Below are 18607 nucleotides of genomic sequence, written 5' to 3'. Positions count from 1 at the left end.
CGGGATAGAGTTCGGTCAGTGCGTTCGCGTTCCTGATGAACTCACTCAATTTTTGGATCATAATAGTAGTGTTCCTCGCAGCCCGGGAGTTGGCCGTTTCGCGGGTCGTCGAACGGCCTTACGTGCACATGGGACGGCTGGTAACCGGGCTCCCCCGGCTTCTGGTGACCGAACCAGTGGTCCTGGTACACGATCAGGTCACCGGAAGGCGTCTCGTAGTACTCCTCGCGGTAGAAGATCGGTTGGTGGTTGTCGTCCAGAAGCTGCTTGCCTCCTTGCCAGTCAGGTTTGGTAGCCGGCACCCAGTCGTTCACTTCGATGGGCTCCGTCCCCTCCGGAATGCCGGCGTCCCGCAGCGCCTGGGCTTTGGCGTCCTTCAGTGACCGCCGAGGGTAGTCCGGCGCCAGGCCGAGGGGGTCGGTCCAGGTGTGGGGGTTGTGGACGTAGGTGGCCGGGTTGGGGGCGGGGGCCAGGCCGAGGGGGTCGGGGGTGGTGTAGCGGGCGGTGGCCGGGTCGTAGTAGCGGAAGTAGTTGTAGTGCAGGCCGGTCTCGGGGTCGTGGTACTGACCGGGGAACCGCAGGGGCGTGTAGGTGGTGGCGTCGCGGTTCCAGGTGGTGGTGCCCCACAGGGTGGTGCGGGTGTGCCAGGCGATGCGGCCGGTGTCGTCGACGAGTTCGGTGGGGGCGCCGACGAGGTCGGTGACGATGGCGAAGAACCGCCGGTCGATCTCGGCCTGGTCGCCGGGGCCGAGGAGGCGCTCGGTCTGGGCCAGGGGGGTGAGGCCGTCGTGGTCCCAGGTGAGGGCGACCGGGTGGGGCAGATCGGGTGAGGTGGTGGTCTGCTCGACGAGGACCGGGCCGTCCCAGGTGAAGTCCACCTGTTCGGTGACGGTCGAGCCGTCCGGCGCCAGGCGCTGTTTGGCGATGCGGCGGCCCAGTGGGTCGTACAGGTAGCGCCAGACGGTGCCGTCCGGGGTGGTGACGGTGGTGAGGCGGTCCTCGGCGTCCCACTCGTAGCGCCAGGTGTCGGGCTTCTTCGACAGCCGGACGTGCTGCCGCAGGACGGTGCGGCCGGCTCCGTCGTACTCGTAGCGGAAGCGCCCGGCCCGGGTGAGGCGGGTGCCGGTGTAGGCGCGCTCGCCGGTGGCGTCGGCGGCGGCGTGCCCGGCGGGCCAGGAGGCGGAGGTCTGGTTACCGGCCGCGTCGTAGGCGTAGGTCTCGCTCCAGTCGGCCGCGGTGACGGCGGTGACGCGGCCGGCCGGGTCGAGGTCGAAGGCGCGGTGGCCGGTCAGGAGGTCGTCGACGGCGGTGAGGTAGCCGTCCGGCCGGTAGTGGTACGTGCGCTGCTGGACGGTGGCCGCATCCGGACCGGCGGTGAGGGTCTGGCCTGTCAGGCGCCCGGCCGGGTCCCACCACTGGGCCAGGGTGAGGTGCTCGCCGATGCGGCGGGCGGTCTCGCGCCCGGCGGCGTCGTGGGTGAAGTCCAGCGTGCGGCCGGAGGCGGTCAGGGCGGTGCGGTTGCCGGCCGCGTCGTAGGCGAGGGACGACACCGCCCCGGTGGGGGTGGTGCGGCGGGTGCGGCGGCCCAGCGCGTCGTAGGAGAGGGACAGAGCCCGGCCGTTCACCAGCTCGGTCTTCACCCGCCCCAGCCGGTCGCGGTGCCAGCGCACCTCCGCGTCGGGCCCGACGGCCTCCACCGGCCGTCCGGCCGCGTCGTAGGCGAAGGTGGTGACCCGGCCCCCGGCCTCCTTGCGGACCAGGCGGCCCAGCTCGTCGTGGGCGAAGGCGACGGTCTCGCCCAGCGGGGTGGTGCGGGCGGCCAGTTGACCGGCCGCGTCGTAGGCGTAGGAGAGGGTACGGCCGTCGAAGTCGGTCTCGGATATCAGGCGCCCGGCCGGGTCGTACTCGTACGACCAGCTCAGCCCCTGAGGGTTGGTGACGCGGGTCAGGCGCAGCTCGGCGTCGTGCTCGAAGGTGTGGCGCGCCCCGTCCGGGCCGGTGCGGGCGGCGAGCAGGTCGAAGTGGGTGTACTCGTACGTGGTCACCCCGCCGGCCGCGTCGGTGTGGCGGACGCAGTTGCCCTCACCGTCGTACTCCCACGACTCCTCGGCCCCGTCCGGGCCCGTGCGGCGGGCGAGTCTGCCCTCGACCGTCCACTCCAGGCGGGTGACCGCGCCGAGGGGATCGGTGATGGCGGTGGGACGGCCGAAGGCGTCGCGGGTGTAGCGGGTGACGGTGCCCAGGGGATCGGTGATCTCGACCGGCAGCCCGGCCGCGTCGCAGCGCACGGACGTGATCCGGCCCAGGGCGTCGGTGACCGAGGCCAGATGGCCGCGCCCGTCGTAGGCGTAGCGGGTGGTGTGACCGGCCGGGTCGGTGGTGGCGGTGCGCAGGCCGCGCTCGTCGTGGGCGTGCCGCCACACCGCCCCGTCCGCCTCGCGGACCTCGACAGGCAGTCCGAGGCCGTCGCGGGTGACGGCGACCCGCCGCCCGTCCGGGCGGGTCAGGCCGGTGAGGCGTCCGTGCTCGTCGTAGGCGAAGGCGGTGGTACGGCCCAGGGGATCGGTGACGGTCAGCGGCTGCCGGTGGTCGCCGTAGGTGTAGCGGGTGGTGTGGCCGCCCGGGTCGGTGGTGGCGATCGTACGGCAGCGGTCGTCGATCACGTGGCGGGTGGCGTGCCCGGCGGCGGTGGTCAGCGTGGTGACCTTGTGGCCGGTGTCCGGGTCGGTCCCGTCGTAGGCGATGCGGACCTGCATGTGGCCCTCGGTGCCGCCTTCGGCGACGCACCGGTGCAGGTTGTCGTAGACGTAGTCGTAGCGCCGGCCGTTGGAGTCGACCCAGGCGGTCACCCGGGCCTCGTCGTCGTACTCGAACCGCAGCGGCCGCCCCGAGGAGTCGGCGACCTCGGTGAGGTGGCCGTCGGTGTAGCCGTATCGCTTGATCACCCGGTCGCCCAGCGACAGGGCGGTGACGCGGCCCTCCTCGACGGCCAGGTGCAGGGTGTAGCCGCCGCTGTGCTCGATCCGCAGCGGGGCGCCGGTGGTCTCGTCGTGGACGAAGAGGATCTGGTGCCCGGCCCGGTCGGTGATCTGCTCCAGCCGCGCCACACCGTCCGCCCCGCCGCCCTCGCCCCCGGCCGGCGGGGCGAAGTGCCGCACCCGTCCGGTGTCCGGTTCGGTGAGGGTGTAGCCGCCGTCCGGGGTGCGCTCCAGCGGCATCCGCGCCGAGCCGGCCGACGGCAGCGTGGGTACGCCGGGGGCCGGGTGCGGGTACGCCAGCAGCCGCCCGTCCTCGGCGACGAACACCACGCCCTCGGCGTCCACCTCCAGCCGCTGGTCGACGGTGGAGGCCCACGACGGCCCGAACCACCGCCCGGCGGTGTACCCGGACTCCACGTACCGCCGGAAGACCAGTGGCATCGCGCCGGGCAGGGAGACGTCCGTCTGCGGCAGGAACATCCTCCCCGTGGCCAGGTCCACCGGGTCCGTGCCGCCGGAGTTGCGTTCCTCCGGCTTGCTGCCGTGCTGCTCCGGGCCGTCGTTCTCCAGGGCGCGGCGGGCCTTGCCTGCGTCGGCGGCCGCGTCGGCGGCGTCGGCCGCGACCCGGACGCCCTTGACTCCCGCCCCGGCGCCTCCGGTCGCGACGGCCAGCGCCGCGTCTGGCACCAGCCGCCCCAGCCCCTCGGCCGGGTCCTTCATGAAGTCGGTGACCATCTGCCGGCCCGTGCCCCACGGGTCGTTGGCGGCCTGGACCAGCCCGGCGACCGTGCTGTTGAGGGTGGTGGCGTACTCGCCCGGGTGCGCGATGTTGTACGGATCGGTGGGGCTGATGCTGCGGGCCAGGGAGACCAGTCCGGTGGTGCCCTTGATGATCCCGCCCAGCACATGCGAGTTCTCCAGGTGCATCCCGGCCATGCCGTACTTGACCTGCTCGGCGTACGACGGCTTGGGCGGCGCCGCGTCCCGCGCCGCCTTCACGGCCGAACGGGCCTTCTCCGCCGCAGCATCGCGCTGCCTGCGCGCCTCGGCGAGGATCTCCTCGGCCTCCTCGGCCTTCGCCGGACCCGGGTCCTTGAAGGCGGCCGGGCACACCGGCGGCGTACCAGGGTCGTCGCCCGCCTTCAGCTTGGCGTTGTAGGCGTCGACGGCCTTGTTGTACGCGTCCACCTTCTCGTTGTGCGCCGTCCGCGCGTCCTCGGAGGCCTTGACGGCGGCCTTGTACTTGGTGATCGCCTCCTTCGCCCGGCCCTGCGCCCACTCCACGGTGTCGGCGAAGTCCTCCAGGGCGCCCGCGGCCTTCTCGCACGCGTCGGCCGCCTCGAACCACCGGGGAGGCTCCTTGGCGGCCTTCGCTCGGAAGGCGTCGGCCGCCTCGCCCCTGATCCCCGAGGAGTCCAGCCCCTTGATGCCCTTGCCGACGTTGTCGAAGGCCCTGGCGAAGTCCTTCAGATGGCCCGCGGTCGAGCGGAGCTTGCCCGCGCTGCCGTAGACCAGCTTCTCGGGATCCTCGGTCTGCCCGAGCTGGAGTTCGTCGGTGTCCGCGCCCATGGCGTTCGCGGCGGAGCGGGACTTGTCGCGCACCCAGTCCGCGCCGGACTCCCAGCCGGCCTTGTCCAGCCCGTCGGCCGTCTTGCCGCCCAGCCACTCGACGCCGTCGCCGAGCTTCTGCACACCCTTCTCGAAGCCGTCCTCGATGCCGTCGGGGATGAGGTCCCAGCCCATCAGCCCTCGCCCCCGTCACCCTGCCGCCCGCCCTGCTGCTGCGCTTGCTGTGCCTGCTGCTGGGCCCGCTCCTCCGGGGAGGGCCCGAACATCACGTCCCGCACCGTCTCGCGCTGGTGCTCCTCGACCCCGGCCGCGTCCATCGCCAGGTCGTTCAGGAAGCCGCCCTGGCCCTGGCCGGTCACGTTCCGGGCGGTGTCCTTCCAGGTCTGCGCCATCTCCTGCTGGGCGGTGCGGAACGATTCGGCGCTGTAGTCGGGCCGGTAGTTGTCCAGCGAGATCAGCTCGTCCCACTCCCGCTGGGCGATCTCCTGCTCGGACAGGTGCGGGTTGCCGGCGAACGCGTTGGCCGCGACCTTGAAGGTGCCGTCCCAGTACCGGTCCTCGGCGTGGACCATGCCCGCCGCCAGATCCAGCCGGGCAGCCAGCGCGTTGGCGTCCATGACCAGGGCGCGTACGCCCCACTCCCAGTCCTCGCAGAAGCCCTCGAACTCCCCGGCCAGACCCGGGTGGCCGGCCTCCATGGCCGTCAGCACCATCCCGTCGAAGCCCGCCCCCTGGAGGGAGTCGGTCTCCGAGCCGCCCACCTGCTTCAGCTCGTCGATGGCCCCGTTGAGGCCCTTGGCGATGAGGTCCAGGGCCTCCTTGGAGAACTTCAGATCCCCGTCGCCGCTCATCGCGCGCCCCCGTCCCGCTCCGCGCCACCCGCGCCACCCGCGCCACCCGCGCCGTCCGCGCCACCCGCGTCCGTGTCCACCGCCGCCGCGTCCGGCACGATGCCCCTCACCGGCGGGAACAGCATCGAGCCGTCCTCGTCGGCGGCGTTGACCGCCACCCCGGCCGGACCGTCCATCCGAGGCACGACCACATCCAGCAGCCGGGCCCCCAGCAGTGCCGCGTACTCCCACTCCTCGCCGGGCGCGGCGCCCTTCAGGCGGGCGAAGCGGGCCATGGCCGCCTCGTCGGTGAACGTGTGGATCCAGCGGATCCCGCCGTGCACGGCCGTCGTCAGCCGGCCGTCCACCAGCGGCACCAGCACGGCGGTACGGCGGAACTCGCCCACCATCGCGCGGGGGTTCCCCCGCCCCGCGCGCACCGCGGCCATCTCCCCGACGAGCCCCACCCCGTACCCCCGTTCGACTCCCACCCCGGCCGGTCGGCCAATACTGTACTTCTGCAAAGCGGTTGATCGATCGGAATACGACAGCACTGCTAAGGCCGTCGCCTCGCAGGCCGGTTCCCTACGCCTCGTCGGCCCGGCCGGCGGCCTGCGCCGGGCCGTCCGCCACCCGCAACAGCACCTCCGCCCAGACGGTCTTGGTGAACGCGTCCCGCACCTCGCACCCCCAGTGCCGGGCGTACACCGCGACCAGGAGCAGCCCCCGCCCCGACACCTCGCCGGGCGGCCCCGGATCGGCCGCGGGGTGGCGGGGGAGGCGTTCGGGCCGGGTGTCGGTCACCTCGATCCGCATGACGGCCGGTTCCTGCGGGACGGGCTCGGGCGGCAGGAGCAGCGTCAGCCGGAAGTCCCGGCCGGGGAGGCTGCCGTGGGTGACGGCGTTGGCCGCCAACTCGGCCGTCACCAGGGCGACGGCGTGCGCGGTGTCGCAGCCGTGCGGCAGGCCGGTCCACTCGGCGAACTGCTGCACGGCGAGCCTGCGCGCCAGCCGCGCGCCCCGCCGGGTACCGCTGAAACGGGCGGTGAACCGCGGTACGCCGACGGCCTGTTCGGCGGTCTGTCCGGCGGGACGGTCGTCGGGGCGTGTGGTGGGCCGCCCGGCGGCGGAACTCTGGTGTCGCATGCCGTAACCGTCTCGTCACGCGGGGCGCGCGGCCAGGTCGGACCGCCGTACACGCCCCTGCGCGAGCCCCTTGTACGGCGGCTGTACGGCCGGTGCCCGTGACCGGTCCGGCACCGGCGTGGTTCGCCATGGAGGTGCACCCGCGACGGACCAGGGGGAACGATGGGCAGGAACAACGAGCGTGCCAGGCCCGCCGCAGACGGCGGTGGGGACCGGCCCGGTGCGTGGAGCGCCTACGGCAAACTCGTCCGCCTCTTCCGCGAACGCGAGGGCCTCACCCAGCAGTCCCTGGCGGACGCCATCGGCAGGGGAGACATGAGCATCGAACGGCAGGGCGGGGACGCGCCCGGTGAGCTGTCCTGGACCAGGAGCAGCCACAGCGGCCCGAACGGCGGGGACTGCGTGGAGGTGGCCGCCGGGCCGGAGGCCGTGTACGTGCGGGACTCCAAGGCGGCCGGCGGTCCCGTGCTGCGGGCCGGCCGCGACGGACGGGCCGCTTTCCTGGCGTTCACCACTGGTTGGCCGATCATGTGGTGCCGCAGTCCTCGTTCCGGGAGGATGTCTGCCATGGCGAAGACCACACAACTGCGTACGTATACCGTCCGGGACGGGATGCTGGACGAGTGGGTGGAACGGTGGCGCGAGGAGATCGTCCCACTGCGCCTGGAATTGGGTTTCACGATCGACGGGGCCTGGGTGGACAGGGGAAGCAACCAGTTCATCTGGCTGATCTCCTACGACGGCCCTGAAACGTTCGCGGAGCGCAACGCCGCGTACTGGGCCTCGCCCCGACGCAAGGCCATGGGCCTCGACCCGGGCGACTACCTCACCCACACCGAGGAACGCGTGGTCGAGCGGTCCTACTGACTACTCCCTACCGATCACTGGGTTTCGAGCGGCAGCAGGTGGTGCCGTCGCTCCTCCTCCGTGAGCGTGCGGAAGACCCTGCTGCGCGCCCGTGCCTCAAGGCTGTCGTAGTCAGGCCCCGCCTCCCACACCCGAGCCGTTCCATCGGCGGATCCGGTCAACAACCGTGCACCGTCGTGGGACCAGGCCACCGAGGTCACCTTGCCCTGGTGGACGCCGACGACCGCCACCTCCTCGAGGGTTTCCGCAGACCACACCCGTACCGTCCGGTCGTCGGCCCCGGTGGCGATGTGTCTGCCGTCCGGAGACCAGGCGACCGCGCGGACCCGGCCTTCGTGCCCTTTCAGGACGTCGACGCGACGGCCAGTGGCCGCGTCCCACACGGCGGCTGTCCAGTCGCCCGACGCCGTGGCGACCCGCCCCTCGTCGGGGGACCAGGCGGCGTCCTCCACGTAATTGTCGTGCCCGCGCAGGACGGTGAGCTGACGGTTCTCGGCCGTGTCCCACAGGCGGCAGGTGCGGTCGTCGGAGCAACTGGCGAGCAGACGGCCCCCCGGTGCCCAGGAGATTCGCCCCACCCAATCCTGGTGTTCGGCCAGTTTGGCCAGCTCGGTCCCGTCGAGCGCGGACAGCACCCGTACGGTGCCGTCGTGCCCGCCGGTCGCGATCCGCCTGCCGTCCGGAGACCAGGCGCATCCCTCGACGACCTCACCGCGCTGCTCGAACAGCGTGCCGCCGTGTCCCTCCATGACGCGGAACAAGCCGTCGTTGGTGCTCAGAGCCAGCCGGTCGCCGTGCGGTGCCCAGGCCACGCTCCACACCCGCTCGCCGAGCGTCGTCACGGGGCCGACCGGGGCTCCGGAGTTCGCGTCCCAGAGCCGTACGGTGCCGTCGTCGGAGGCAGTGGCGATACGACTGCCGTCGTTGGACCAGGCGGCCTGGTTCACCGGGCCGTCGTGTCCGTCGGCGAGTACAGTCTCCGCGCCGCGCGGCCGCAGGTCCCATACGAGGCCGGTGCCATCGGTCGAGCAGGTGGCCAGCCGAGTACCCGGCGGTGACCAGGCGACTTCCCACACGGTGTCCGCATGACCGCGCAGTACGGCCAGCACCTCGGCGTCCGAGGCGCTGACGATGCGCACCGTCCTGTCGGAGGAAGCGGATGCGAGCATCCGGCCGTCCGGAGACCAGGCCAGGTTCCACACGTAGTCGTCGTGTCCGCGCACGAGTAGGCGGAGCCCGCCTGTTTCCGCGTCCCAGATGCGCACGGTGTGATCGCCCGAACCGGTGGCCAGGGAACGCCCGTCCGGTGACCAGGCGACTCCTTCGACGAAGTTCGTGTGCCCGGTCAGGGTCAGAGCCGCCGTCCCCGCCTCCCAGTCCCACACGATCACCGTCTGGTCGTGGGATGCGGTGGCGATGCGTCTGCCGTCCGGTGACCAGGCCACCCCCCAGACATCGTCGCCGTGCCCGCGCAGCTCCCGCAGGGGCGGACCGGTGCCGGAGGCCTCCCATACGCGCACGACGCGGTCCTTGAAGGTGGCGGCGATATACAGCCCGTCCGGTGACCAGGCCACCTGTCTGCCGATGTCCCCGGCCCCGCTGAGCAGCCGCTCCGGCTCACCAGTGGCCGCGTTCCAGATCCGTACGACCTGGTCGCGGCCCGTAGTGGCCACTCGGGCCGAGTCGGGCGAGAAAGCGACCGATTCGACCATCACCCCGTCGCACGGCAGGACGAGTAAGGACCGCCCCGAACCGGCGTCCCAGATGCGGGCCGTACCGTCCCGGGAGGCCGTGGTGAGCAACCGGCCGTCGGGTGACCAGGCGATGTCCCGGACGGTGTCGGTGTGTCCGTCGAGCCGGGCCCGTTGGTGAGAGGCGGCCAGCGCGGCCATCAGCCCGCGCCGCGCCGATGGGGTCGGCACGCACTCGCCCAGTGCTGCCAGTGACAGCAACAGGGCGCGCTCCGGCTCACTCTCCGCGCTGCGGAGGACCTGCCGCCCGATACTGTCGGAGACACGGCTCAGAAAAGCGATGTCACGGCGCTGCGAGGCTTCGACGAGGGCGCGGACCCGCGCCGGTGCCTGCCCGGCTTCCTCCAGGGCTTCCAGGCGGCGCCGGGCGGTGGCCAGCCGCTCGCCGGTGAGGAGGTAGTCGGTGCTGCGTCCGGACCGCTCCCAGTCCTCGGCCCACCTCTCCAGTTCGGCGCGCTCGCGCAGCCGCTCGGCACGGGCCTCGACCTCCTGCCGCAGCGGTGCCCACTGGCGGAACAGGGCCTCGTGCGTCACCTGCGCGTATGGTTCCTGGTGGGCCGCCGCGCCCCCGGGCACATCGGATCGCAGCAGCCGGGCGTCGATGAACGCTTCCACCACGCGCCGTTCCCGGTCGGTGAGTTCGGACAGCGGCACACGGCGGCGGGCGACCTCCCGCCCTTCCACGGTGACGAACTTCAGCAGGACGCGGAGGACGGAGTCGATGCCGTCGGCCGCACCGAGAGCCGCCACGGTGCTGTCCGCCTGCCGTGCCAGGGCGCCTGGAACACCGCCGAGCCGGCGGTACGCCTCCTCGGTGACCGTTCCGCCGGGGCCGCAGGTGAAGTACAGCTCCTGGAGGAGGTAGGCCAGCAGCGGCAGGGAGTCGTCCGTCCCCGTCTCGTCCACGATGGTGTCGACCACACCGGGGGCGAAGGAGAGGCCCACCAGCACCCCGGGCCGCTCCACCACCTCGGCGAGCTGGGCCCTGCTCAGGGTGCCGATGGCGATGGGATGCTGGACGAGTTCGGCGTGTCCGGTGCTCAGAAGTCGGCCCAAGAGGTCCACGCGGAGCGTGGCGAGCACCCGGACCGACGGCTCACGCTCCAGGCAGATGCGCAACGCGTCGAGGAACTGGTCCCGTTCCCGCTCTCCCGTGAGGGTGACGATCTCCTCGAACTGGTCGACGACGAGCAGCACACGCCGGAAGCCCGTACCGCGCAGTCGGGCCAGCTCTTCCCGCAGGGCGTCCGGTCCGTGCCGCAGACGCCGCAGGATCGCACCCGTCCGCTCCTGCCCCCCAGTTGCGGCGGCAAGGGAGGCTGCCAGGGCGCCGAGCGGGTCGGGTCCGGGGGAGAACGCCGGGACGACCTTCCAGCGCCTTCTGCGCAGCCGGGGCACCACCCCCGCCCGGACAAGCGAGGACTTCCCGCTGCCGGACGCCCCCACCAGGAGGAGGAAGCGGTCGGCGGGCCGTGCCGCTGTGGCGTGGAGTCTGCGGGTCAGTTCGGCGGCCTGCGCCTCCCGGCCGAAATAGGCGGTCGCCTCGTCTTCGTCATAGGCGTCCAGCCCCGGGTACGGGGTGCGGTCTCGCGGCCAGTCGACCTGTGGCGGCGCGGGGTTCTCCAGCCGGTACACGACGATCTGGCCGACCACCATGGCCAGGACCAGGAGCCCGATGGCCGGTACTGAGACACGCTGGATGACCTCCAGTATCCAGGGCGCGTCGTCCGTGCTGGTGGCGTAGTTCGTGGCGATGCCGAGTAAACAGGCGACCAGCGCCAGCATGATCTGGAGCATCACCTGCATGCGGTTCCTCACGCCGCCCCGCCTCCGAACCGGCGGTCTCCGTGTCTCCGCGGCACCAGCGCCCCCCGTATCGCCTGCGTCCCGAACCGTCTCCGCCGCCGCGTCCGTGACAGGTGGACGGAGCGGGCAGCTGCGGTGCCCGAACATCATCAGGGGGTGCTCAAGCCTGTTTCAACAAGGCAGGGCAGAACCGGCCACCGCCGCCGCGCCGCATGGCATGCTGCGGACGCAGGCCCTCAGCACCGAGGAGTCGCACGTCTCATCGAGCGAGTGGCAGGGGAGCTATGACCACCGACCAGCCTGACGGACGCGTCTGGACCAAGAGCAGCCACAGCGGCCCGAACGGCGGGGACTGCGTGGAGGTGGCCGCCGGGCCGGAGGCCGTGTACGTGCGGGACTCCAAGGCGGCCGGCGGTCCCGTGCTGCGGGTCGGCCGCGACGGATGGGCCGCTTTCGTCGCGCTCGCGGCGGGGCGCTGAATCCGGTCCCGTACCGCTGCGGCCCGGACGCCGTCCGGGCCGCAGCGGTGTGAGCGGGCGGGGCTACGCGGCCTCCGGCTCCTCCCTGGAGGCCCCTGAGTCCCCGGTGCCCTCCGGGGTGCCGTCCGCGGACGCCTCGGCGGCCACCGCCGTCTCCTCCGGCCCGTCCCCGTCGTCCAGCACGATGCGGACGGTACGGCGTCCGTCGCCGGGCCCGGCCTCGGTCAGCCGGTCGCGGATGCGGTCGTAGAGCACGGCGGCCATCGCCCAGTCCGCGTCCACCTCCTCGCTCGGCTCCTCGCGGGTCTTCCAGAGGCTGATCAGGGCGGCGATGAGGGACGGCCCGGACAGGTGCGTCCACACCAGGCCGTGTTCGGCGTCCTCCTCGACCGTCCCGGGAACGCGGAAGCGCGGGTGCCGCGCGGCCTGTACGAGCAGGAACTCCCAGGTGTCGCGGTGGCAGACCAGTTCGGCGCGCGACACCCCGGCGGCGTTCAGCAGCAGCTCCGCGTGCTCGGCCAACGGGTCGCGCGGCGCCCCCTGGCCGCTGCCCTGCCGTCCCGGCCGCTGCCCGTCTCCGCCGTCCGCGTGTACGCCGTGGAGCCGCCGACCGTCCGCTGCCGGGGACGCCGCGGTGCGGTCGGTACGGCCGCGGGAGTCTCTGGAACGGTTCCGGAGGGCCTGCTCGGCGGCCTCCTTCACCTTCCTCACGCGCTCTTCCGGCGTCTCCTCGGCCTCCCGGGAGGGAGCCGCCCCGTCCGGGGACCCCGGTACGCCGTCCTGCTCCCGCTCCATGCGCTCCTCCTGCCTTCGGTTGTCCTGTGTCTCGGGGGCTTCGCTCGACGGGGCCAACGGCGGGGCCTCGGCCGTCTCCGCCGTTTCACCTCCCGCCTCACCGGCGTCGTCCGCCCCGCCGGGCTCGTCGGCGCCGGGGGAGCCCGGGGCGGGTGGCGGGTGTGCCTCGGTACGGCCGTCGGTGATCTCCAGGCGCAGTTCGCCCAGGCGGCCGAGGATCTCCTCCTGCCGCCGTAGCTGCGTCTGGTTCTCCTCCTGGAGGATCCTGGTCCCGTCGGAGACGGTTCTCCGGAGTCTGTGGAGCTCTCCGCTCATCGCCTGCGACGGCGACTTCTCCGCCGCCTCGGCGAGCGTGGTGCGGATCTCCGCGATCTCGCGGCTGATCCGGCCGATCCCCTCGCCGAGAACGCCGAGCCTCTCGTCGCAGGCGCCGGACTCCTTTTCGAGCGGCTGTTTCCGCCACAGCGTGAACCGCACGCAACCCCCTTGTCGCCTTGAGTGACGAGCGCATCCTTTCCCTGGGCCTGATCGGGCGACGCAGGCGTTTTCCGGCCAGGACCGGTTCGTGCCGCCGGTGTTCACGGGACGGACGGCCTCACGCTGGGCGGTTCCGTTCTCGCACCCCCGGAGGGGTGACTGCCTGGACATATGTGCCCCGAGCCTTCCTCCCGATCCCGCGAAGCGGAAGGCGGCGGGTGGCGGACGTATGGCCGGGGCTCCGCCGGTCGACGGGGACCCGTACAACGGCCTCTTGTACGGGTGTTGTACGGGTCCCGGGCCGTGCCCCGGCCCGCGCGGGCCGCGTTGGACATGGCCCCGGCGGTGACGGACGGCGGAAGCCGCCGGGGGCTCGGACGAGCGGGATGCACTCGGGGACGAAGGGGCGTGAGGGTGGTGCGGGACACGCGGAACGGTCGCGCGGTACGGGTGAAGGAGGACAGCGGCGACCCGCCGGGGGTGTGGTCGGCCTACGGCAGGCTGCTCCAGCACCTGCGCAGGCAGGCCGGGTTGAGCCAGCAGAAGCTCGGGGACGCCATCGGCTACTCGCTGGAGCAGGTCGCCTCGGTCGAGCAGGGACGGCGGCCGGCGAAGGCCGCGTTCACGATCGCGGCGGACCGCGCGCTGGAGGCGCGGGGCGTCCTGGAAGTCCTCCAGGACGACGTGGAACGGGCCAAACTGCCGCGCTTCTTCCGCAACTTCGCGCTCATCGAATCGGAGGCGCTGAGCCGCTTCTCCTACGATCCGCTGCTGGTGCCGGGGCTGCTGCAGACGGAGGGCTACGCACGGGCGGTCTTCGGCGGGCACTGCCCGCCGCTGAGCGAGGAGACCATCGACCAGCACACCGAGGCCCGGCTCAGCCGCCAGAAGCTGCTGACGCGCGTACCGATGGCGGAGCTGTCGTTCATCATCAGCGAGGAGGCGCTGCGCGATCCCGTGGGCGGCCCGGAGGTCATGCGCGAGCAGTGGCGACGTCTGCTGGAGGTCAACGCACTGCGGAACGTCGAGGTGCAGGTCATGCCCGCCGGGCGCGGATTCCACCCGGGGAAGAACGGTCCGTTCGTGATCCTGGAGACGAAGGAGCACCGCGACATCGGCTACTTCGAGTCCCAAGGTGTCGGGTGCGTCGTATCGGATGTCTCCGAGGTCAGAGCCTTCTCCCTGCGTTATGGCAAGCTGCGATCGCAGGCCCTGAACGTCGAGGAGTCTGCACGACTCATCGAGCGGCTGGTGGGAGAGACATGAGCGCGGAACAGGTGACCGACAACATGGGCGAGCTGCACTGGTTCAAGAGCAGCCACAGCGGATCGGACGGCGGGGACTGCGTCGAGGTGGCCGCCGGGCCGGAGGCCGTGTACGTACGTGACTCCAAGGCTGCGGGCGACGGGCCCATACTCCGGGTCGGCCGGGACGAGTGGGCCGCGTTCCTGGTGCTCGCGGCGGAGCAGAGCTGATCAGAGCCGTTGTCCCCGGCCGGTGACGGCCGGGGCGGTACGGGACTGCGGGCCGCCCGCTACGCTCCCGGCCGCGTACGGTGCAGGCGGCGGGGGAGGAGACCGGCCAGGCCCCACCCCCGAGGGGCCCGGCCGGAGCGTTCGCGGTACCAGCGGCGCAGGCGGCGCCGCCGGCGCCGGGACAGCGTGGGGTCGGAGTCCAGCAGGTGGGCCACGAAGCGCATGGCGTCCGGGCGGTACCCGCCGGTCATGGGGCGGCCGCGGGCGTAGGCGGCGAATGCCGGGCGGTATTGATCGCCCAGGACGTCCGGCAGTTCGGGCGCGATGCCGGCGATGACGGAGGCCCGCTTGGCGACCAGAGCCCGGCGCTGGACCTCCAGTCGCTCGGGGTCGAAGCCGGCGGGCACGGGGCCGTCCGCGACCAGTGCGCCCAGCAGGGCGGCCTGGGCGGCGGCGAGGCGGCGGCGTGCCGCGTCGGTGCCGGAGCCGGGGTCGGTGACAGGGCGGGCGTCGGGGCCGGTGTCAGACACGGGCACCTCCCGCGTCCCGCGCCGAGCCCTCGAACACACCCCGTATGGCGGCCAGTTCGGCGGCCAGCTCCTCCGTCGCGGGGAAGTCGTCGTCGCGTTCCAGCAGCACGCCCGGCGGATCGGTGCGCGCGCACAGCTCGGCCAGCAGCTCCAGCACCGGCTCCGGCACCGGGTGGGCGTGGCTGTCGTGCCACACCCCGTCGCGCTCCACGCCGCCCGCCACGTGCACGTAGGCCAGCGCGTCCAGCGGCAGGCCGTCCAGGACGGCCAGCGGGTCCTCGCCGCGGTTGACGCGGTTGGTGTGGAGGTTGGCGACGTCGACGAGCAGGCCGACGCCGGTGCGGTCCACCAGCCCGGTCAGGAACTCCGCCTCGGTCAACTCCTCGCCGGGCCAGGTGAACAGGGCCGCGACGTTCTCCAGTGCCAGCGGCACGGGCAGCGCGTCCTGGGCGATCATCACGTTCTCGCAGAGCACGTCCAGCGCGTCGCGGGTGCGCGGCACCGGCAGCAGGTGCCCGGCCTCCATCACCGGCCCCTCGACTCCCGGCCCCCCGGTCCCCGGCCCCCCGGCCCGTACGAACGCGATGTGCTCGGTGACCAGCGGCGCCTCCAGCGCCTCGGTCCGGCGCGCCAGCGCCGCCAGCCGGGTGGGGTCGGGCCGCTGCGCGCCCCCGAGCCCGAGCCCCACCCCGTGCGGCACCACGGTGGTGCCGCGCTCGCGCAGCCGTACCAGCGCCGGCGGCAGGTGGTCGGGGCAGACGTTCTCCGCGACCACCTCCACCCAGCCGACGTCCGGCAGCGACTCGATCGCGTCCGCGATCTCCGGCCGCCAGCCGATCCCCGTACCCAGTCGTGCCACGCCCGCCCCCCTCGACGGCTCCTCCCCGTGTGGGGTTGTCATCTCCGGGCAGAGGGATCACCAATCCCGCGCGGTGGAGTTCAGAGCTTCACCTGAGCTTTCGCCGGGGCCACGCCCCGGTCCGTTCGCGGCCGCCGCCCGTGTGTCGCGCCCGTATCGGGCCGGGGAACGACGAAGATCGGACCAGTCCTCCAGGGAGAGGTACATGCTGGAAAAGCTGCAGCGCCTACTGGGGCTCCGTACCGATCCGGTCATCTTCTTCACCTCCGCCGGGCTCACCGTGCTGTTCGTGGTGGCGGCGATCTCGCTGACGGAGCAGGTGGACCGGATCTTCGCCGCGGCCTCGGACTGGCTGCTCACCAATCTGGGCTGGTTCTACATCCTGGGCGTGACGACCTTCCTGGTCTATCTGCTCTGGATCGCCGTCAGCCGCTACGGCCACATCCGCCTGGGCGCCCAGGACGACCGCCCGGAGTACAGCAGGCGGACCTGGTTCGCGATGCTGTTCGCCGCCGGGATCGGCACGATCCTGATGTTCTGGGGCGTGGCCGAGCCGATCAGCCACTTCGCCGAGCCGCCCCAGCAGGGCGTCGAGCCGCAGAGCACCGAGGCCGCCCGGATGGCGATGGCCTACTCGCTGTACCACTTCGGCCTGCACACCTGGTCGATCTTCTGCCTGCCGTCGCTGACGTTCGCCTACTTCGTCTACGTGCGCGGGATGCCGTTCCGGGTCAGCTCGGTCCTGTACCCCCTGCTGGGGGACCGGGTGTACGGCACGGCGGGCCGGATCGTGGACATCGCGGCGGTGATGGGCACGCTCTTCGGCGTCGCGGTCTCGATCGGCCTGGGGACGATGCAGATCAACAGCGGACTGGCGCGGTTGTTCGGCCTGCCGGAGAACTCGCTGGTCCAGGTGCTGCTGATCACCGTGATCACCGCCATCGCCACCACCTCGGTGGTCTACGGCCTGGACAAGGGCATCAGGCGGCTGTCGAACATCAACATCGTCATGGCCGTCGGGCTGATGCTCTTCGTCCTCGCCACCGGGGCGACGCTGTTCCTGGCCAAGGGGATCATCGAGAACGTCGGCGTCTACCTGTCCTCGCTGGTGTCGCTGGCCTTCTGGAACGACACCTTCGCCGACACCGGCTGGCAGGGCACCTGGACGGTGTTCTACTGGGCCTGGACGATCACCTGGTCGCCGTTCGTGGGCATCTTCATCGCCCGTATCTCCAAGGGCCGCACGATCCGGGAGTTCGTCCTGGGCGTCCTCGCGCTGCCCACGGCCTTCACCATCGTCTGGTTCAGCGTCTTCGGGATGTCCGCCATCGACATCGAGCTGAACGGCGCGGGCGGGCTGGTGCGGGAGGTGGTGGAGGAGGGGGACATCCCCGGCGCGCTCTTCACCTTCCTGGAGAACTACCCGCTCACCACGCTCGCCTCGGCCCTCTCGGTGCTGATCGTGGTCATCTTCTTCACCACCTCCTCGGACTCGGCGTCCCTGGTGGTGGACATGCTCAGTGCCGGGCAGCGGGAGGAGGGCGGGCCGACGCGGCAGCGGGTGTTCTGGGCGATCACCGAGGGCGTGGTCGCGGGAACGCTGATCGCGGCGACCGGCAAGAGCGGCCTGGACGCGCTCGCCGAGGTGATCACGGTGCTCGGCCTGCCGTTCTTCGTCCTGGCGTTCTTGATGATGTACTCGCTGGTCCGCGCGCTGCGGACGGACTTTCCCGAGCTCACCGGCCCGCCCGCCGCGCTGCGGCGGCGGATGGAGCGCGAGCGCAGGACGCGGGAGTGGGGCGCGGGGAAGCGGGACGGTGAGGACGCAGAAGGCGGCGAAGGCACCGGGGGCGGCGAAGGCGCCGGGGGCGCGGGGGGAGTGGCCCCGGAGGGCGCCGGGGGAGGGGCCTCCGAGGGCGGACGGTAGCCCTGTCAGCCGCGCGGCGCCGGACGGACCGGGCGCGCCGGGAGCGCCGGGTGCTCGGCCACGACCGTGGCCGAGCCCGGGGCGATCTCGGTGAAGCCGGCGTCGCGCACCACCGGCAGGCCCGACTCCGTCAGCCGCTCCCACCGCCCACGCGGGGCGGTACGGACCGCGAGCGGGAAGCCGGCCGCGCGCCAGGCGGCCCGTGCCGCGCCGTCCAGCGCCCACCAGGCGAGCTGGGCGCCGTGGCCGGCCTGGGCCATCGCCTTGCCCGCGGACATCTCCAGTTCCGGATTGAGCCACAGCACGGGCGTGCCCGGCTCCGGCGCTACGGGCGGTACGGGGTCCTCCAGTTCGGTGCCGGAGACCTGGAGGCGGGCCAGGTCCTTCGGCCAGCCGTCCAGCGGTACGGGCGGGAACACCCGCACCTCGGCCGGATGCCCGCCATCGCCGGTCACCGTGACACCCGGCAGCGCGCAGGCCCGCCGCCACTCCGCGCCGCGCGCCCGGCGCACCACCTTGCGGATGCGCCCGTCCTGCCAGTCGCGCACCGCCTGGTGCCAGGGACCGCCGGGGTCCGTCGCGCGCTCGTCCGACAGCATCACCAGCACCGCGCGCGCCGCCGTCCGGAGGGCGTCGGTGCGGGCGGGCGGTCCGGGGGGAGCGGACCGCTCGATCCGGACGACGAGCGGCAGGACGTACTGCGGGGCCGCGTCCCGGGCGGCCGCCCCGCGAGTGGCGGCGGGGTCGGAGGAGGCGTCGGAGGAGGAGTCGGAGGTGCTCACGGGGCCAGTGTGCCAGCCGGCGCACCGGCGTCCGCGCCCGCTTCCGTACGAGGTCCCGGGCGTGCGGGGCCGGGAGTACCCTCGGCCCCATGGAGTTCGTATCCGGCTGGGCCCCACCCGAGACGGCGGCCGTCCGCGACGGTGGCGCGGAGCGAGTCGAGGGCACCCCCGACGGCGCCGGGCGCGAGGAGCGGGCCGTGTGTGTGCAGTGCGGCGAGCCGACCGAGTACCCGGCGAGCACGCGCGGCGCGACGCTGTGCCCGGTGTGCGAGTGGCACGAGGCCGAGCGCGTGGCCTGCTCCTGCTGAACGGAGCCGAACAGGACCGCCCGGGGGC

Annotated in this window: 13 protein-coding genes and 1 pseudogene; 6 read left to right on the top strand and 8 right to left on the bottom strand. The window is 72.7% G+C overall.

Annotated elements, in window-relative coordinates; all coding sequences use genetic code 11:
- Nucleotides 1-41 precede the first annotated feature (41 nt).
- The 4 genes from QPK52_RS05425 to QPK52_RS05410 all read right to left on the bottom strand — a co-directional run bounded on the left by QPK52_RS05425 (nucleotide 42) and on the right by QPK52_RS05410 (nucleotide 6523).
- On the bottom strand, nucleotides 42-4721 hold the full coding sequence (locus QPK52_RS05425) for a putative T7SS-secreted protein (protein WP_410535885.1): 4680 nt from the start codon (nucleotides 4719-4721) through the stop codon (nucleotides 42-44).
- Nucleotides 4721-5398 carry a hypothetical protein gene (locus tag QPK52_RS05420; RefSeq protein WP_410535884.1) on the bottom strand — a complete coding sequence of 226 codons (678 nt, stop codon included), beginning with the start codon at nucleotides 5396-5398 and terminating at the stop codon, nucleotides 4721-4723. Before QPK52_RS05420 ends, QPK52_RS05425 begins: the two co-directional genes overlap by 1 nt.
- The gene (locus QPK52_RS05415) at nucleotides 5395-5826 is read right to left on the bottom strand and encodes a hypothetical protein (RefSeq protein ID WP_410540217.1); all 432 of its coding nucleotides are present in this window, start codon (nucleotides 5824-5826) and stop codon (nucleotides 5395-5397) included. The genes QPK52_RS05420 and QPK52_RS05415 overlap by 4 nt, the downstream gene beginning before the upstream one ends.
- A 136-nt stretch (nucleotides 5827-5962) precedes the next feature.
- Nucleotides 5963-6523 (bottom strand): ATP-binding protein, encoded by a 561-nt coding sequence (locus tag QPK52_RS05410; protein ID WP_410535883.1) that lies wholly within the window; start codon nucleotides 6521-6523, stop codon nucleotides 5963-5965.
- Nucleotides 6524-6685: 162 nt separating this feature from the next.
- Between QPK52_RS05410 and QPK52_RS05405 the strand changes: the two genes are divergently transcribed.
- Nucleotides 6686-7390, top strand: a complete 705-nt coding sequence (locus tag QPK52_RS05405; RefSeq protein ID WP_410535882.1) for a DUF397 domain-containing protein — start codon at nucleotides 6686-6688, stop codon at nucleotides 7388-7390.
- A 14-nt stretch (nucleotides 7391-7404) separates the two neighbouring features.
- On the opposite strand, the gene QPK52_RS05400 is transcribed toward QPK52_RS05405, so the two are convergent.
- Complete coding sequence (locus QPK52_RS05400) at nucleotides 7405-10959, bottom strand: AAA family ATPase (protein WP_410535881.1); 3555 nt, start codon at nucleotides 10957-10959, stop codon at nucleotides 7405-7407.
- Nucleotides 10960-11231: 272 nt separating this feature from the next.
- On the opposite strand from QPK52_RS05400, the gene QPK52_RS05395 reads away from it, so the two are divergent.
- On the top strand, nucleotides 11232-11426 hold the full coding sequence (locus QPK52_RS05395) for a DUF397 domain-containing protein (protein ID WP_410535880.1): 195 nt from the start codon (nucleotides 11232-11234) through the stop codon (nucleotides 11424-11426).
- A 63-nt stretch (nucleotides 11427-11489) separates the two neighbouring features.
- Here QPK52_RS05395 and QPK52_RS05390 read toward each other — a convergent pair whose 3' ends face one another.
- The gene (locus QPK52_RS05390) at nucleotides 11490-12698 is read right to left on the bottom strand and encodes a hypothetical protein (protein WP_410535879.1); all 1209 of its coding nucleotides are present in this window, start codon (nucleotides 12696-12698) and stop codon (nucleotides 11490-11492) included.
- Between the two features lie 417 nt (nucleotides 12699-13115).
- Here QPK52_RS05390 and QPK52_RS05385 point away from each other — a divergent pair, with 417 nt between their 5' ends.
- Nucleotides 13116-13964, top strand: a complete 849-nt coding sequence (locus tag QPK52_RS05385) for a helix-turn-helix domain-containing protein (RefSeq protein WP_410535878.1) — start codon at nucleotides 13116-13118, stop codon at nucleotides 13962-13964.
- The gene (locus QPK52_RS05380; RefSeq protein WP_410535877.1) at nucleotides 13961-14173 is read left to right on the top strand and encodes a DUF397 domain-containing protein; all 213 of its coding nucleotides are present in this window, start codon (nucleotides 13961-13963) and stop codon (nucleotides 14171-14173) included. Before QPK52_RS05385 ends, QPK52_RS05380 begins: the two co-directional genes overlap by 4 nt.
- Nucleotides 14174-14232: 59 nt before the next feature.
- On the opposite strand, the pseudogene QPK52_RS05375 reads toward QPK52_RS05380, so the two are convergent.
- Nucleotides 14233-15604, bottom strand: a pseudogene (locus QPK52_RS05375) (DUF692 domain-containing protein).
- A 163-nt stretch (nucleotides 15605-15767) separates the two neighbouring features.
- Here QPK52_RS05375 and QPK52_RS05370 point away from each other — a divergent pair.
- Nucleotides 15768-17489 (top strand): BCCT family transporter, encoded by a 1722-nt coding sequence (locus QPK52_RS05370; RefSeq protein ID WP_410535876.1) that lies wholly within the window; start codon nucleotides 15768-15770, stop codon nucleotides 17487-17489.
- 5 nt (nucleotides 17490-17494) lie between these two features.
- On the opposite strand, the gene QPK52_RS05365 is transcribed toward QPK52_RS05370, so the two are convergent.
- Nucleotides 17495-18271: a peptidyl-tRNA hydrolase gene (locus tag QPK52_RS05365; protein ID WP_410535875.1), complete on the bottom strand. Its 777-nt coding sequence runs from the start codon at nucleotides 18269-18271 to the stop codon at nucleotides 17495-17497.
- A gap of 89 nt (nucleotides 18272-18360) precedes the next feature.
- Between QPK52_RS05365 and QPK52_RS05360 the strand changes: the two genes are divergently transcribed.
- The gene (locus QPK52_RS05360) at nucleotides 18361-18579 is read left to right on the top strand and encodes a hypothetical protein (RefSeq protein ID WP_410535874.1); all 219 of its coding nucleotides are present in this window, start codon (nucleotides 18361-18363) and stop codon (nucleotides 18577-18579) included.
- Nucleotides 18580-18607 lie beyond the last annotated feature (28 nt).

Source organism: Streptomyces sp. KL2 (assembly GCF_046529545.1).
Classification (GTDB): Bacteria; Actinomycetota; Actinomycetes; order Streptomycetales; family Streptomycetaceae; genus Streptomyces; species Streptomyces radiopugnans.
Note: the sequence above shows the minus strand (reverse complement) of the source record. Positions and strands in the feature narration are given on the sequence as shown.